The organism is Pseudomonas sp. LBUM1644 (assembly GCF_059716195.1).
This window is the reverse complement of sequence record NZ_CP166812.1, coordinates 1,006,596-1,022,856: the sequence shown is the minus strand read 5'-3', so window position 1 is coordinate 1,022,856 and position 16,261 is coordinate 1,006,596. Positions and strand designations below refer to the sequence as shown.

The 16,261-nt window shown below is 60.0% G+C and carries 14 protein-coding genes; 9 read left to right on the top strand and 5 right to left on the bottom strand.

The genetic code is table 11. The features are described 5' to 3' along the window. The first annotated feature begins 5 nt into the window (after positions 1-5). The 8 genes from ACA052_RS04640 to ACA052_RS04605 all read left to right on the top strand — a co-directional run bounded on the left by ACA052_RS04640 (position 6) and on the right by ACA052_RS04605 (position 8,536). Complete coding sequence (locus ACA052_RS04640; RefSeq protein ID WP_497648603.1) at positions 6-1,133, top strand: mannuronate-specific alginate lyase; 1,128 nt, start codon at positions 6-8, stop codon at positions 1,131-1,133. A gap of 209 nt (positions 1,134-1,342) precedes the next feature. Next, positions 1,343-2,908, top strand: coding sequence for an MBOAT family O-acyltransferase (locus ACA052_RS04635; RefSeq protein ID WP_497648602.1), 1,566 nt, complete (start codon positions 1,343-1,345; stop codon positions 2,906-2,908). A gap of 11 nt (positions 2,909-2,919) precedes the next feature. Continuing rightward, positions 2,920-4,095, top strand: coding sequence for an alginate O-acetyltransferase (locus tag ACA052_RS04630; protein ID WP_497648601.1), 1,176 nt, complete (start codon positions 2,920-2,922; stop codon positions 4,093-4,095). A 17-nt stretch (positions 4,096-4,112) separates the two neighbouring features. Beyond that, the gene (locus ACA052_RS04625) at positions 4,113-4,769 is read left to right on the top strand and encodes an alginate O-acetyltransferase AlgF (protein WP_497648600.1); all 657 of its coding nucleotides are present in this window, start codon (positions 4,113-4,115) and stop codon (positions 4,767-4,769) included. Positions 4,770-5,028: 259 nt separating this feature from the next. After that, on the top strand, positions 5,029-6,480 hold the full coding sequence (locus ACA052_RS04620) for a mannose-1-phosphate guanylyltransferase/mannose-6-phosphate isomerase (RefSeq protein WP_497648599.1): 1,452 nt from the start codon (positions 5,029-5,031) through the stop codon (positions 6,478-6,480). Positions 6,481-6,697: 217 nt separating this feature from the next. Further along, positions 6,698-7,162: a multidrug transporter gene (locus ACA052_RS04615; RefSeq protein ID WP_497648598.1), complete on the top strand. Its 465-nt coding sequence runs from the start codon at positions 6,698-6,700 to the stop codon at positions 7,160-7,162. A 32-nt stretch (positions 7,163-7,194) separates the two neighbouring features. Continuing rightward, complete coding sequence (locus ACA052_RS04610; protein WP_497648597.1) at positions 7,195-8,019, top strand: SDR family oxidoreductase; 825 nt, start codon at positions 7,195-7,197, stop codon at positions 8,017-8,019. Between the two features lie 121 nt (positions 8,020-8,140). After that, positions 8,141-8,536, top strand: a complete 396-nt coding sequence (locus ACA052_RS04605) for a DUF4440 domain-containing protein (RefSeq protein ID WP_497648596.1) — start codon at positions 8,141-8,143, stop codon at positions 8,534-8,536. A gap of 84 nt (positions 8,537-8,620) precedes the next feature. Here the strand turns inward: ACA052_RS04605 and ACA052_RS04600 are convergent, their stop codons facing one another. From ACA052_RS04600 to ACA052_RS04585, 4 genes are read right to left on the bottom strand one after another with little or no spacing between them, the layout of a single operon-like run. Next, entirely contained in the window at positions 8,621-9,472 is an 852-nt protein-coding gene (locus tag ACA052_RS04600; protein ID WP_497648595.1) for an efflux RND transporter periplasmic adaptor subunit, read from the bottom strand. A gap of 25 nt (positions 9,473-9,497) precedes the next feature. After that, positions 9,498-9,698: a DUF1656 domain-containing protein gene (locus ACA052_RS04595; protein ID WP_007896379.1), complete on the bottom strand. Its 201-nt coding sequence runs from the start codon at positions 9,696-9,698 to the stop codon at positions 9,498-9,500. Continuing rightward, positions 9,688-11,892 (bottom strand): FUSC family protein, encoded by a 2,205-nt coding sequence (locus ACA052_RS04590; protein ID WP_497648594.1) that lies wholly within the window; start codon positions 11,890-11,892, stop codon positions 9,688-9,690. Before ACA052_RS04590 ends, ACA052_RS04595 begins: the two co-directional genes overlap by 11 nt. A gap of 46 nt (positions 11,893-11,938) precedes the next feature. Then, positions 11,939-13,450: an efflux transporter outer membrane subunit gene (locus ACA052_RS04585; protein ID WP_497648593.1), complete on the bottom strand. Its 1,512-nt coding sequence runs from the start codon at positions 13,448-13,450 to the stop codon at positions 11,939-11,941. A gap of 295 nt (positions 13,451-13,745) precedes the next feature. On the opposite strand from ACA052_RS04585, the gene ACA052_RS04580 reads away from it, so the two are divergent. Next, a complete protein-coding gene (locus ACA052_RS04580) occupies positions 13,746-14,714 on the top strand; it encodes a LysR family transcriptional regulator (RefSeq protein WP_497648592.1) in 969 nt (322 codons plus the stop codon). Positions 14,715-15,486: 772 nt separating this feature from the next. On the opposite strand, the gene ACA052_RS04575 is transcribed toward ACA052_RS04580, so the two are convergent. Beyond that, positions 15,487-16,251: an amino acid ABC transporter ATP-binding protein gene (locus ACA052_RS04575; protein ID WP_149628833.1), complete on the bottom strand. Its 765-nt coding sequence runs from the start codon at positions 16,249-16,251 to the stop codon at positions 15,487-15,489. Positions 16,252-16,261: the final 10 nt, after the last annotated feature.

Here is a 16,261-nt window from a genome sequence, read left to right as displayed (position 1 = left end):
CCCATATGCAAACCACCCGAACTTTGAAAAAGTTACTCGCGCCTTCCCTGCTGACGCTGGCGATGTTCGCCGGTGCCACCCAGGCCGCCGCGCCCCTGCGTCCACCCCAGGGTTACTTCGCGCCGATTGAAAAAGTCAAAACCGGCGACAAGAGCGAAGGCTGTGACGCGATGCCGACGCCGTACACCGGCTCGCTGCAATTTCGCAGCAAGTACGAAGGCTCCGACAAGGCTCGTTCGACCCTCAACGAAGTATCGGAAAAAGCCTTCCGCGACACCACCGCCGACATCACCAAGATGGAGCGCGGCACCAGCAAGCGTGTGATGCAGTTCATGCGTGACGGTCGTCCGGAACAGCTGGAATGCACCCTGAATTGGTTGACCGCCTGGGCCAAGTCCGACGCGTTGATGTCCAAGGACTTCAACCATACCGGCAAGTCCATGCGCAAATGGGCGCTGGGCAGCATGGCGTCGTCCTATATCCGCCTGAAATTCTCGGACTCGCATCCGTTGGCGAACCATCAGCAAGAGTCGCAGTTGATCGAAGCCTGGTTCAGCAAAATGGCTGATCAAGTGGTCAGCGATTGGGACAACCTGCCGCTCGACAAGACCAACAACCACTCGTACTGGGCCGCCTGGTCGGTAATGGCCACTTCGGTTGCCACCAATCGCCGCGATCTGTTCGATTGGGCCGTGAAGGAATACAAGGTTGGCGCCAATCAGATTGACGCCCAGGGTTTCCTGCCGAACGAACTCAAGCGCCAGCAACGCGCCCTCTCCTATCACAACTATGCCCTGCCGCCGCTGGCGATGATCGCCAGTTTCGCGCAGGTCAACGGTGTGGATTTGCGCCAGGAAAACAACGGCGCGCTGAAACGCCTGGGTGATCGAGTGCTCGCCGGGGTTAAAGACCCGGACGAATTCGAGAAGAAGAACGGTAAGGAACAGGACATGACCGACCTCAAGGTCGACTCGAAATTCGCCTGGCTCGAACCGTTCTGCACGCTCTACACCTGCCCGGTCGATGTGCTGGAGCTGAAGCACAAGATGCAACCGTTCAAGACCTTCCGCCTCGGGGGTGACCTGACCAAGGTCTACGACCCGGCCAACGAAAAAGGCAACAAAGGTTCATAGGCCAGACGCAATCCTTTTGTAGGAGCTGCCGAAGGCTGCGATCTTTTGATCTTGCTTTCAAAGATCAAGATCAAGATCAAAAGATCGCAGCCTTCGGCAGCTCCTACAGGGTCAGATATGAATTGTGTGTTACGCCCCCCTGGTTTTTCGGTGGGGGGTTTGGGGGGGCCGTTGGCCCTTGACTGTTGGTTAAACATGGAGAGACCGGGATGGTATTTTCATCCAACGTGTTCCTGTTTTTGTTCTTGCCGATCTTTCTCGGCTTGTACTACTTAAGCGGAATACGCTATCGCAACCTGCTGCTGCTGATCGCCAGCTACGTGTTCTATGCCTGGTGGCGCGTGGACTTCCTTGCGCTGTTCGCAGCGGTCACGCTGTGGAACTACTGGATCGGCCTCAAAGTCGGCGCCGCCGGCGTGCGGACCAAACCGGCCCAGCGCTGGCTGCTGCTCGGCGTGGCCGTCGACCTGTGCATTCTCGGCTACTTCAAGTACGCCAACTTCGGCGTCGACAGCATCAACGCGATGATGACGTCGGTCGGTCTGTCGCCGTTCATCCTGACCCACGTGCTGTTGCCGATCGGGATCTCGTTCTACATCTTCGAGTCCATCAGCTACATCATCGACGTCTACCGTGGTGACACCCCGGCCACCCGCAACCTGATCGACTTCGCAGCGTTCGTGGCAATCTTCCCGCACCTGATCGCGGGGCCGGTGTTGCGTTTCCGCGACCTCGCCGATCAGTTCAACAACCGCACCCACACCCTCGACAAGTTCTCCGAAGGGTGCACGCGGTTCATGCAGGGTTTCATCAAGAAGGTCTTCATCGCCGACACCCTCGCGGTGGTGGCCGACCATTGCTTCGCCTTGCAGCACCCGACCACGGGCGATGCCTGGCTCGGCGCCCTCGCCTACACCGCGCAGTTGTATTTCGACTTCTCCGGTTACAGCGACATGGCCATCGGCCTGGGCTTGATGATGGGTTTCCGCTTCATGGAAAACTTCAAGCAGCCGTACATCAGCCAGTCGATCACCGAGTTCTGGCGTCGTTGGCACATCAGCCTGTCCACCTGGCTGCGTGACTACCTGTACATCACGCTCGGCGGTAACCGCAAAGGCACGCTGATGACCTATCGCAACCTGTTCCTGACCATGCTGCTCGGTGGTCTGTGGCACGGCGCGAACATCACCTACATCGTCTGGGGTGCGTGGCACGGCATGTGGCTGGCGATTGAAAAAGCGCTGGGCCTGAACACTTCGCCGCGCAGCATCAACCCGATCCGCTGGGCGCTGACGTTCCTGCTGGTGGTAATGGGCTGGGTGATCTTCCGCTCGGAAAACCTGCACGTCGCCGGCCGTATGTACGGTGCGATGTTCAGCTTCGGCGAATGGTCGCTGTCGGAACTCAATCAGGCCAGCCTCACCGGCCTGCAGATCGCCACCCTGGTGGTGGCTTACATGACCCTGGCGTTCTTCGGCATCCGTGATTTCTACACCAACCTGCCGCCTGAGAAAACCAAGCCTGTCGTGAACGTCGAGGCTGATGGCCCGGCTGCCGCTACGCCTGGAATGATCAAGGCCGTACCGGGAGACAACCCGGCCAGCATCCACGAACCGGGCTACACCGTTGGCGTTGAAGCCACCGTGCAACCGGCTTACTGGAGCGCTGACTGGTCGCGATATGTGATGCGTGCCTTGGTGCTGCTGCTGTTCATCGCTTCGATTTTCAAACTCTCGGCGCAAAGCTTCTCGCCGTTCCTTTACTTCCAGTTCTGAGGGATCTGAACATGACCCGCTCATTACGCATCTTCTACATCGCTCTGTTTCTGCTGACCCTGCTGGTGCTGGGCCTGTGGTCCTCGCGCAGTTTCTTCGGCTTCAATACGTCAGCCGAAACGACGGTGCTCAACGGCCGCTGGACCAAAGCCGTAGAGACACACTACGACGCCGAGTTCCCGATCAAGCGCCTGGGCACCAACCTTTGGGCTGCACTGGATTTCAAACTGTTCAACGAAGGTCGTCCGGGCGTTGTGCTCGGTCGCGACCAGTGGTTGTACAGCGATGAGGAATTCAATCCGATCGTCAACGAAGAGCTGAACCTGCAAGGCAACTACGCGCTGGTCGAAGGCGTACGCCAGACCCTGAAAGAGAAAGGCGTGAAACTGGTGATGGCGATCGTGCCGGCCAAGGCGCGCCTGTACCCGGAGCACTTGGGTGAAGTGAAACCGTCGAGTATCCACGGCAACCTTTACCAGGACTTCCACGCTCGGGTAGCGGCTGACAAGATCCTCGCCCCCGACCTGCTCGGCCCGTTCAACCAGGCCAAGCTCAAAGGTCAGCAAGTGTTCCTGCGCACCGACACCCACTGGACCCCGGAAGGCGCGCAAATCGCCGCCGAAACCCTGGCCAAGACCATTGCCGACAAGACCCCGCTCAGTGGCGAGCCGCAGCGCTTCGTCACCGAACCCGCGGAGAAAGTCAGCCACAAGGGCGACCTGCGTCTGTTTCTGCCACTGGACCCGCTGTTCGAAAACCTGATGCCGGCACAAGAGCCGCTGCAGAAGCGCAACACCGTGGCAGCTGAAGGCCAGCCTGCCGGTGATGATGCGCTGTTCGCCAACACCGAAGTGCCGGTGGCCCTGATCGGCACCAGCTACAGCGCCAACCCGAACTGGAACTTCGTCGGCGCGCTGAAACAGGCGCTGCAAAGCGACGTGGTCAATTACGCCGAAGACGGCCACGGTCCGATCCTGCCGATGCTCAGCTACCTCAAAAGCGATGCTTTCAAGAACAGCCCGCCACAAGTGCTGATCTGGGAGTTTCCTGAACGTTATCTGCCTGTGAACAACGAAATCGGTGACGCCGACCCGCAGTGGGTCGCAGAGCTTAAACAAGCCGGCGTTCGCCAACAAAACGTAGCCGCAAACACTAAATCCGAGACGCCCGACCGGGCGCAAAACTGAAAGAGAGAGGTACTACCATGACTTTCACTACTACTCCTCGCCGTCTCGCCAAGACCTTTGCTTTGGCCGCGACCTTCAGCGTGTTGTCCATGAACGCTTTCGCCGGTGGTGATTCCGCGCTCTACGGCCCGACTGCACCAAAAGGTTCGAGCTTCGTACGGATCTACAACGCTGGCAATGCTGAAGTCAGCGCCACCGTCGGCACCACCGCCCTGAGCGATGTCGCACCGCTGTCCAGCAGTGACTTCAGCTTTATGCCGGGCGGCGACTACAGCGCCAAGGTCGGCAGCCAGAGCCTGCCGGTGAAACTGGCCGGTGATCACTATTACACGCTGGTCAACAACGCCAGCGGCGCGCCACAATTGATCGAAGAGCCGCCGTTCAAGAACAAGCAGAAATCCCTGGTTCGCGTACAGAACCTCAGCGACAAGCCGCTGACCCTGAAAACCGCCGACGGCAAGACCGAAGTGGTCCCGACCGTAGCCGCCAAAGGCCGTGGCGAGCGTGAAATCAACCCGGTGAAAGTCAGCCTGGCACTGTACGACGGCGCCACCAAAGTCGGCGACGTGAAACCGGTTGCCCTGGAACGCGGTGAAGCAGCGGTGCTGTACGTCACCGGCACCGGCAGCAGCCTGTCGCCAGTCTGGGTAAAACGCCCGGTTTCGACGCGCTAATGAATTCGTCAGGACGGCGATCCCTGTAGCAGCTGGCGAAGCCTGCGTCCGGCGACGCAGCAGTCGCAATCCAGGCAACTCGGTCTTTCTGAACGACCGCATTGTCTGGAATGACGACGGCTCCGCCGCCGAACGCAGCCTCGCAGGCTCGGCAGCTGCTACAGAGACCGAATGATCCGGCCTGACTTCGGAATAAGAACAAGAGTGAAACGACAGAACGCAGTAGCTCTGACCCATTCGATTTTAAAGGAGTAACAACATGATTCCGGTGATCTTGTCAGGTGGTAGCGGCTCACGTCTTTGGCCGCTTTCGCGTAAGCAATTCCCGAAACAATTCCTCGCCCTGACCGGCGAACACACGCTGTTCCAGCAAACCCTGGAACGCCTGGTGTTCGAAGGCATGGACACCCCGATCGTGGTCTGCAACAAAGAACACCGCTTCATCGTCAACGAGCAGCTGAGCGCCCGCAACCTGGACACCCAGCGCATCCTGATGGAACCGTTCGGCCGCAACACCGCGCCAGCGGTAGCCCTGACCGCGATGATGCTGGTCAATGAAGGTCGCGACGAGTTGATGCTGGTGCTGCCGGCCGACCACGTACTGGAAGACCAGAAAGCCTTGCAACGCGCCCTGGCCCTGGCCACTGTTGCCGCAGAAAACGGCGAAATGGTGTTGTTCGGCGTGCCGGCCACCAAACCGGAAACCGGCTACGGCTACATCAAGTCGGCCAATGATTCGCTGCTGCCGGAAGGCGTCAGCCGTGTTTCGCACTTCGTTGAAAAACCCGACGTGAAACGCGCCACCGAGTACGTGCAGTCCGGTGGTTACTTCTGGAACAGCGGCATGTTCCTGTTCCGCGCCAGTCGCTTCCTCGAAGAACTGAAAAAACACGATCCGGACATCTACGACACCTGCGTATTGACCCTCGAGCGCAGTGTGCAGGATGCCGACACCGTCGACTTCGACGCGGCGACATTCGCCTGCTGCCCGGACAACTCCATCGACTACGCCGTGATGGAAAAAACCCAACGCGCCTGCGTCGTACCGCTGACGGCAGGCTGGAGCGATGTCGGTTGCTGGGCGTCGTTGTGGGAAGTGAATGAAAAAGACGCCAACGGCAACGTCACCAAAGGCGATGTGGTCATCCAGGACAGCAAAAACTGCATGATCCACGGCAACGGCAAACTGGTGTCGGTGATCGGCCTGGAAAACATCGTGGTCGTCGAAACCAAGGACGCCATGATGATCGCGCACAAGGACAAGGTCCAAGGCGTGAAACAGATGGTCAACACCCTCAATGAGCAGGGTCGCAGCGAAACCCAGAACCACTGTGAAGTCTATCGTCCGTGGGGTTCCTACGATTCGGTGGACATGGGCGGCCGCTTCCAGGTCAAACGCATCTCGGTCAAGCCGGGCGCGTGCCTGTCGCTGCAAATGCACCACCACCGCGCTGAACACTGGATCGTCGTCAGCGGCACCGCCGAAGTGACCTGCGACGAGAACGTGTTCTTGCTGACTGAAAATCAGTCGACCTACATCCCGATTGCCTCGGTCCACCGTTTGCGCAACCCGGGCAAGATCGCACTCGAGATCATCGAAGTGCAATCGGGCAGCTATTTGGGTGAAGACGATATCGAGCGGTTTGAAGATATCTATGGTCGGTCGACCCCGATCGAGCGTGGCGTGTCGGTGAAAACCATCGCGCAGTAAGCATCAAGTAAAACAAGAAGCCCCTGCCCAGCCCGCTGCGTTCCCTATCCGCAGCGGGTTGGGTGGGGGCTTTTTTTTGGATCAAAAGATCGCAGCCTGCGGCAGCTCCTACATGGGTGAACCTGTAGGAACTGCCGAAGGCTGCGATCTTTTGATCTATCGCCACCTCACCTACGCTTAGGTACGATGGACTTCTCCATCCCCGAGGTTTCGCGTCATGTTCATCGGCGTCCTGCTGGTCATCACCTGGCTCATCCTGTTGCTGCGCTATCCCGCCAAAGCCCTGCCGGTTTCAGTGGCGGCCGCCATCGGGTTGGGTCTGGTAGCCACCTGGGTGATCTGGCTGGACAACCGCGAGGTCAAGCAACTGGCACGTCTGGAGTTGCGCATCACCTACGCGCCGGAACACTGCCCGGCGGATCGGCCACTACAGCTGAAAATGAACAACGGCAACGACGTACCGCTGACCGAACTGCGCTGGCGCATCGCCGCTTATGCTCCCGGTGACACGGTCAATCTGGCCGACAATCAATATGCAGCCCCCCGTTACCGTGGCCCCGGCGAACTGCAGGCCGGGGCGAATTGGGAAGACTGTTTACCGCTACCGCCGCTGCGCCCAGGCTATCGCCCGCAAACCCTGGAGTTTCGCGCCGAGCGTTTGCAGGGTAGTTTCTCCGACTGATCCCCTTCTTACTTTTGCACAAGGACCGCGCCATGCCCGTTGCGTTGATTACTGGTTGTTCAAGCGGCATTGGCCGCGCCTTGGCCGATGTGTTCAAACAAGCCGGATATGAAGTCTGGGCCAGCGCCCGCAAAGCCGAAGACGTGGCGCTGTTGACCGCCGCCGGTTTCACCGCCGTGCAACTGGACGTCAACGACGGCGCGGCGCTTGAACAATTGAGCGAGCGAATCAACCAGCAGCGTGGCGGCCTCGACGTATTGATCAACAACGCGGGTTACGGCGCCATGGGCCCGCTGCTCGATGGCGGTGTGCCGGCGATGCAGCGTCAGTTCGAAACCAATGTGTTCGCGGTGGTGGGCGTTACTCGGGCACTGTTCCCGGTACTGCGCCGCGCCAAGGGACTGGTGGTGAACATCGGTAGCGTTTCCGGGATTCTGGTCACGCCGTTTGCCGGCGCCTATTGCGCCTCCAAGGCAGCGGTGCATGCCTTGAGCGATGCGTTGCGCATGGAACTGGCGCCGTTTGGTGTTCGCGTGATGGAGGTGCAGCCAGGTGCGATCGAATCCAGCTTCGCCAAGAATGCCGGCCATGAGGCGGAACAATTGATCACCGAACAGTCACCTTGGTTTCCGTTGCGTGAAGGCATTCGCGCTCGGGCCAAGGCGTCTCAAGACAAACCGACGCCGGCCAGGGAATTTGCCGAGGGGTTGCTCAAAGCTGTGCAGCAGAACAAACCACCGCGTCTGGTGCGGTTGGGCAATGGCAGCCGCGCGTTGCCGTTGTTGGCGCAGTTGTTGCCCAAGGGGTTGCTGGAGTCGACATTAATGAAGCGGTTTGGGTTGCGCGGGCAACTCTGAGACCACGTTATCGTTCTTCGCGGGCACGCCTCGCGCCTACAGAGAGCGCCGCGGGCCCTGTAGGAGCGAGGCTTGCCCGCGAAGGCGCCAGATCAGACTCCCCAGCATTTCAGGAAACACCATGACCGACTACACCGAGTATTTTGACGAAGTGATCACGGCCCACGTGGCCATCGAGCATTGGCTGGCCGAAGAACAAGACGAGTCCGAACTTGAACACTTGCTGACGCGCTTTTCCCCCCAGTTTTCCATGGTCTCGCCGTTAGGCCGGGTACTGGATTTCGAAGCGCTGAGCGAGTTGTTCCAGATGGCAGGCGGGAAGAAACTCGGGTTCCGGATCGAGCTTGGCGAGTTGCGCGGCATCGCCTTGTATGACGGCGGCGCCGTGGTGAGTTATCGCGAGCAGCAGACTGATGCGACGGGGCTGCACTCGGATCGGCGCTCGACGGTGGTGTTTGAGAAGCACGCCGATGGCCGGGTAATTTGGCGGCATTTGCATGAGACGTTTTGCAATTGAAAAGATCGCAGCCTTCGGCAGCTCCTACACGGGATCGCGGTCATTGTAGGAGCTGCCGCAGGCTGCGATCTTTTGATCTTTAAATCACTGTTTCACCACCACCGTACACGTAATCCCCGCCGCCAACAGCACCCCCTCCGGCACTTCATCAATGTGAATCCGCACCGGCACCCGCTGCGCCAACCGCACCCAGTTAAACGTCGGGTTCACATCGGCAATCAGCTCACGGCTCTCGGGGTTATCACGGTCATAGATACCGCGAGAAATACTCTCCACATGCCCCTTGAGCACTTCGCCGCTCATCAGTTGCATGTCGGCCTTATCACCCACTCGCACATGAGGCAATTTGGTTTCTTCGAAGAAGCCGTAGACCCAGAACGAGTTCATGTCGACCACGGCCATTTTCGCTTCGCCGATGCGCGCGTAGTCACCGCGATGGACGTTGAGGTTGGTCACGTAACCGTCCACCGCCGCGCGGACTTCAGTGCGTTTCAGGTTGAGCTCGGCGGCTTCGAGTTGCGCTTGGGCGTGCTGATAGTCGGCCAGGGCCGAGTCGGCGATGTTGCTGGCGTCGTCGCGGTTTTCCTTGGAGATCACCAACGCGTCCATGTCCGCGCGGCGATGGGCGTTGACCTTGCGCATTTCCCAGGTCGACTTGCGTGACGCCACCAGTGACTGCGCCTGTTTGACCGCGATGCGGTAGTGCTCAGGGTCGATTTGCATCAGCAGATCACCCTTCTTCACCAGCTGGTTGTCGCGCACTGGCACGTCCACCACTTCCCCGGTGACGTCGGCGGCAACGTTGATGATGTCGGCGCGCACCCGGCCGTCGCGGGTCCACGGCGTATTCATGTAATGCTCCCACAGGGTGCGGCCGATCCATAGTGCGAGGGCCAGTACCAACAGGGTGGCGAGCAGGCTGAAAAGCTTTTTCATCAAGGCCTTCTTCAGAGATAGAGAGTCAACGGTAAACAGTCAGCGCCAGGGCGCCGAACAGACAGGTAAACAAACTCAGGCGCAGCAGCGCCGGGTGCCAGAAGAAGCGGTACAGGTCGAACCCGGACAGGAATCGGTCAAGTGCCCAAGCCAGCGCCGCCGCAATGAAAAACATCAGGGTCATGGTCGGCATGTACACGCCGTGGAAGGCGATTTCACGAGGCATGTTCAAGTCCTTGGGGCTTGGTAATGGCGATGGCGTTTGTGAAGCGCGCGAGCGGTGATTGCGGGTCGAGCAACGAGGTACGGATGAAGTGCAGATAGCTCTTCACCCGACGCAACGCCGAGGTATCGAAATGCGGGGCGAACGGCTCGTCGGTGGCTTGCACGCGGCTGATCGCATGGTCGACGGCGATCAAACCACGCTCCAGATTGCTCTGGCTCGGTTGCAGGAACAGCCGCACCAGCGAGCGGCCCATCACGCGGATTGCCTGGCGCCATGGCTGGGATTCGGCGTAGGCCGGATGCACCGGCAGAATCGCCTGTTCCTTGCGCAACTCGATGATCGCGTGACCGACTTCCAGTACCACGAACATCCAGCGCAGCAAGTCCCGCTGCACCTGCGGTTGCCCTGCCGCGAGGCCGTAGGCCTGGTGCAGCAGGTCACGCGTGCGACTTTCAAAACTCGACGCCAGGCCCTTGAGTCTGCCACTGATGGCGTACACCACTTGCCCGCGCAAATCCTGCTCCAGGCGGCGCCACAACCAGCGGCTGTTGGGCGGCAGGATGATCGCGCCGGCCGCCGCGCACACCAGCATGCCGAGCACCATGGCAATGTAGTCATTGATAAAGGCGTAAGGGTTGTAGACGGTGAGGTTGTCCGGCACCGAACCGGTGCTGAAGAAAATCAGCAAACCGAGACCGACGCCGGCGTATTGCGGGCGAGACGTGAGGAAAGAACCGAGCACGATCACCGGCGCGAGCACCACGCACAGCAACGGAAAACCGTCGATCGACGGGAACACGAAAAACATTTCGAAGAAGCCGATCAACGCACCGAGAAAGGTGCCGCAGGCCATCTGGAAAGCCATGCGTTTGGGGTTCGGCGTGGCAGCGGAAAGGCCGACGGTGGCGGCGGCGATCAGGGTCATGGTCGCCCCGCTCGGCCAGGCCGTCGCGACCCAATAACTGCCCAGGACCACCAGGATGAATGCCGCGCGAATCCCCGAGGCGGCCGACGCCATCCAGTTGGTTTGCGGGGTGAACGGTTCGTCCCACTGCTCCCGCGCATGGCTGTGATCGGCCAGCGACGCGTGAGTCTGTGCATAACTGTGCAGGTCATCGACAAAGCGGTAGAGCAGTTCATAAGCGGTGTGAAAATCAAGCAGCTCGGCATCGTTCGGATGGCTCTGCTCAAACGTCGCCCGAAGGCTGCGCACGCGGGCGGGCAAGTTTTCCTTGTAGGTCGCCAGTGCCACCGCCAGGCGTGCGGCGTCGGGACTGGTCAGGGCGCGGCCACTGAAACCGTCGAGCACTTCAGCCAGGTCCTGCAGCCCCGGCTTGATCGCCGCGACTACGTGATCGGCGCCGCTGCAGCGCAAGCGTTCGAGCAACTGGTGCAAGGCGTTGAACCGGGTGGTGACGCCCATGAACTCGCTGTTCAAACGACTGAGTCGACCGTTGCGTCGACGCATGTGCGGATCTTCGAAAACGGTAACGCTGCGCAGGCCTTCCAGCCCGACCGCTTCGGCGATGAAACGCACGTTGCTGGCTTCAAAGGCATCCCGTTGGCTGCGACCGCGCAAGCCATCGGTGACGAACGACGCGAACACGCCGAAGCGCTGATACAAGGCGTTGCGCATGGCGGCACTGGCGGTTTGCGGCAGGATTGCGGCGCTGATCAGCGTCGAACAGAGAATCCCCAGCGAGATTTCCAGCACACGCCAGACCGCCGCCATGAACGCGCCATCCGGGTGCGCCAACGCGGGTAAACCGACCATCGCTGCGGTATAACCGGCCAGCACAAAACCGTAGGCGCGGAAGTTGCGATAACGCGCCGCGCCGGCCGAGCAAATGCCCACCCAGATCGCCAGCGAGCCAAGGAACAGTTCGGTGTTCTGCGCGAACAAGGCAATCAGCGCGACCATCACCGCCGACCCGGTCAACGTGCCAAGAAAGCGATAGAAGCTCTTGGCGAATACCTGACCGCTTTGCGGCTGCATCACGATGAACACGGTGATCATCGCCGTGCGCGGCTGCGGCAGTTCCAGGCGCATGGCCAGCCACAGGGTCAGGAATGCCGCGAACAACACCTTGAAAATATAGACCCAGGTCACGCCGTCGCTGCGTGCCCAGTCGAAGAAGCCCCGGCGCCATTCAAGGGAATACAACCAGCGCAGAGGTGCGGGCAAGGGAGTCATTAGATTCTGCTTAGTGATATTCAGTTAAGACACAGGGGGTTTGTGTTCAATTCAGGATGCTCGTCAACGTAGCCGGGGTTTTCGGTACGGCGGTCTGGCTGTCTTTCGGCACGTCGTTGCCCGCACCGAGACCACCGCCGAGCGCCGTCACCAGTTCGGCATGAGCACTGAGGCGTGCGGCCTGAACTTGCTGCTCGACCTGCTGCTGTTTGAACAACAAGGTCTGTGCGTTGAGCACGTTGAGGTAGTCGGTCAGCCCACGCTGGTAAGCGATCATCGCGATGTCGTAGGTTTTCTGCGCCGTGGCCACCGACTCGGCGGCAAAGGTCTGCTGCTTGTCCATGGACTCGCGACGAATCAATTGGTCGGAAATGTTTTTCAGCGCGTTGACCAGCGTCTGGTTGTACTTCGCCACGGCGATGTCGTAGCCGGCCGAGGCTTCACCCAACTCAGAACGCAATCGACCGCCGTCGAAGATCGGCAACGAGATTGCCGGGCCGACGCCGTAGTTGAGCTTCTTGCCAGTCAAAAACTCCAGCGCCCCACCGCCCGTGGCCATGTAGCCGAGGCTGCCCACCAGATCGACGTTAGGGTAGAAACCCGCATGCGCCACATCGATGCCCCGCGCCTGCGCCGCCACTTGCCAGCGGCTGGCGACCACGTCCGGACGTTGACCGAGTAATTGCGCCGGCAATGACGACGGCAATTTCAGCGCCGCGCCCAACGCCAGTGTCGGCCGTTGCAACTGCGCGCCGTCACCCGGGCCTTTGCCTGCGAGGGCCGCGAGTTGATTGCGGCTGAGGGCGATTTCTTCATCCAGCGCGTCGATCTGGCGATGGGTTTCCGGCAGCGGCGTTTCGGCCTGACTGACTTCGAAATGAGTGCCGATGCCGCCATTCAGGCGTTTTTGCGCGAGGTCGAGAATCTGCTGTTGCTGCTTCAGCGTCGCCTCGATGATGTCTCGTTGTGCGTAGTGCAACGACAGTTCGATGTAGGCACGCACGATATTGTTCTGCAATTCGAGTTGCGCCAGTCGCGCTTCGGCCGCGCTCATGTGCGCCATGTCCACGGCCCGCTCGGTAGCATTGCTTTCGCGGCCCCACAGGTCGAGGGCATAGCTGAAACCCAGCGCGGCGTTGTTGTCCCAGGTCGTGGTGTTGGCCAGCTCGCCCGGCCCGTAGAACTGATCGGTGGGCCAATTGTGGCGTTTGAGGGTGGATTCGCCGTTGATCTGCAGCGACTCCGCAGACTCGGCAATGCCGGCCATGGACCGGGCCTGACGCACTCGCGCCGCCGCCATCGCCATGGTCGGGCTGCCCTGCACGGCGAGATCGATCCAGCGGTCAAGTTGCGGGTCGCCATACGCCTGCCACCATTGTGCGGTGGGCCAGTGCGCGTCCTGAGCGGCGCTCTGGATAGCTTCGTCGGTGGCCAGTGAATTAGCCTCCAGTGCCTTGCCCTGCGGGGCAATACCTCCGGTGCCGATGCAGCCGCTGATTGCCAGGGTTAAAGCTAAAACACTGAGCGTCTGAAGCGCTCTGCTGATGCGACGCGGCACTGCTGCAAATTCCTGAAATATGGGAGGTCCCCTGTTTGGACCGCGTTTCAATACGGTCCTGTAGGAGCTGCCGCAGGCTGCGATCTTTTGATCTGGCTTGTAAAAAACAAAGATCAAAAGATCGCAGCCTGCGGCAGCTCCTACTGAGGTGGACGCAATTCTAGGGGGCGGGTCGGATGGCGATAAGCCGGGATTCTTGTGAATCTTTGTTACCGTTCACGCGATAATCCCTTGGTCGGGGTCTCAGACCCTGAAACCTTGTGTCACAATTTGCCATCGCATCCGAGAGCACCCCATGGACACTTTGCAAAACATGCGCGCCTTCAGTTACGTGGCCGAGGCCGGCAGCTTCACCGCCGCCGCCATGCAACTCGACACCACCACGGCCAACGTCTCGCGCGCGGTCTCCAACCTGGAAGCCCACCTGCAAACCCGCCTGCTCAACCGAACGACCCGACGCATAGCCCTGACCGAGGCCGGCAAACGCTATCTGCTGCGCTGCGAGCAGATTCTGGCTTACGTCGAAGAAGCCGAAGCCGAGGCCAGCGAAGCCCACGCGCGCCCGGCCGGGCAACTCAAGGTGCACACCATGACCGGCATCGGTCAGCACTTCGTGATCGACGCCATCGCCCGTTATCGCAAGACCCACCCCGATGTCACCTTCGACCTGACCATGGCCAACCGCGTGCCGGACTTGCTGGACGAGGGCTACGACGTGTCTATCGTGCTCGCGAGCGAACTGCCGGACTCAGGTTTCGTCTCCCAGCGCTTGGGCATCACCTACAGCATCGTTTGTGCATCCCCGGCCTATGTGAAAGCCAACGGCTGCGCGCAGAAACCCAGCGATTTGCTGAATCACGCCTGCCTGCGCCTGGTGAGCCCGGTGATCCCACTGGAGAAATGGACTTTCGACGGCCCGGAAGGCCAGGAAATGGTCACCATTAATAGCTCGCCATTTTTGGTGAACTCCGCCGACGCGATGAAAACCGCGATCACCAGCGGCATGGGCGTGGGTGTGCTGCCGGTGTATGCCGCGATTGAAGGTTTGCGCAATGGCTCGTTGGTACGGGTGATGCCTAACTATCGGTCGCAGGAATTGAATCTGTATGCGATCTATCCATCGCGGCAGTACCTGGATGCGAAGATCAAGACGTGGGTCGAGTACTTGCGTGGGTCGTTGCCGGAGATCCTTGCGGCGCATCAGGCGGAATTGGCGGCTTATGAGTTGAGCGGGAGCATGGCTGGGGCTCGGGTGGCGAATTGATTTGCGCCTGAGCAACAGCAGAGCCGGGACAATGTTCGTTTATGAAGTGGGGTACATATCTGTTGCTGCGGTAACGGCTTCTATTGGTTTCGCTCTTACAGCGAGTCACTTGGAAGAGCCCCAAGTAACCAAGGGCTCTTGCCCCTGGCGTACGGCCCTTCGCCTAGGCTCAGGGTTCCCTCGCTCCGGTCCTGCTCCGTGGGCCCGCCGCGATCGGCCATCCATGGCCGTGCGCGGCTAACCCGGCATCCTTGCCGGGTTGCCCACTGCGCAGAACCTGCGCTCGGCCTTCCGATGGGGCAAGAAGTGCAAAAGCAACAGCAAAAGCAAAAGCAAAAGCAAGATCAAAAGATCGCAGCCTTCGGCAGCTCCTACAGGGCGTACGCGCTTGATCGTTCCTACGCGTGGGAAGGATCATCGGCAAGGCTTTTGATCTTCACCACTCAAGGCCGAGCGTTAGCTCGCCTGCTCTTGATCTGGACGCACCGCCCCCTCGAGAGGCCGAGTGGAGGTTCTGCGCAGTGGGCAACCCGGCATGGATGCCGGGTTAGCCGCCCCCGGCCATGGATGGCCGATGGCGGCGGGCCCACGGAGCAGGACCGGAGCGAGGGCATGCCGAGCCTAGGCGAGGCACCGAACGAAAGGGGCAAAAGCGCTTTGGTTACTTTCGCGCTTTTCGAAAGTGACCCGCTGTAAGAGCGGAACCAATAGCAGCCGTTACCGAAAAAATGGATATACACCCAATCCCTCGGTCAGCCTCCGCCAAGCACCATCAATGCAGGATTTGACTCAAGAACAACTTCGTCCGCTCATTCTGCGGATTATCGAAGAAGTCATTCGGCGCCGCCTGCTCAACGATCTCACCCTTGTCCATGAAGATCACGCGGTTCGCCACCGTCCGCGCAAAGCCCATTTCGTGAGTCACGCAGAGCATGGTCATGCCGTCCTCGGCCAAGCCGATCATGGTATCCAACACCTCTTTCACCATCTCCGGATCGAGTGCCGAAGTCGGTTCGTCGAACAACATGATTTTCGGTTTCATGCACAACGCACGGGCAATCGCCACACGCTGTTGCTGACCACCCGACAACTGCCCCGGAAACTTGTGCGCCTGCTCGGGAATGCGTACGCGCTCCAGATAATGCATGGCGATTTCTTCGGCCTGACGCTTGGGCATCTTGCGCACCCACATCGGCGCCAGCGTGCAGTTCTGCAGAATGGTCAGGTGCGGGAACAGGTTGAAGTGCTGGAACACCATGCCGACCTCACGGCGGACCGATTCGATCTGCTTGAGGTCGTTGGTCAGCTCGACGCCATCGACCACGATGCGGCCCTGCTGGTGTTCCTCCAGACGGTTAAGGCAACGAATGGTGGTGGATTTGCCGGAACCCGACGGGCCGCACAGGACGATACGCTCGCCCTGCTTGACGTTCAGGTTGATGTCTTTCAACACGTGGAACTGGCCGTACCATTTGTTCACGCCCTGCATCTGAATAATGCCTTCAGGGCTCACAGGCTTTTTGATCGCTTCGCTCATTACAGAACTC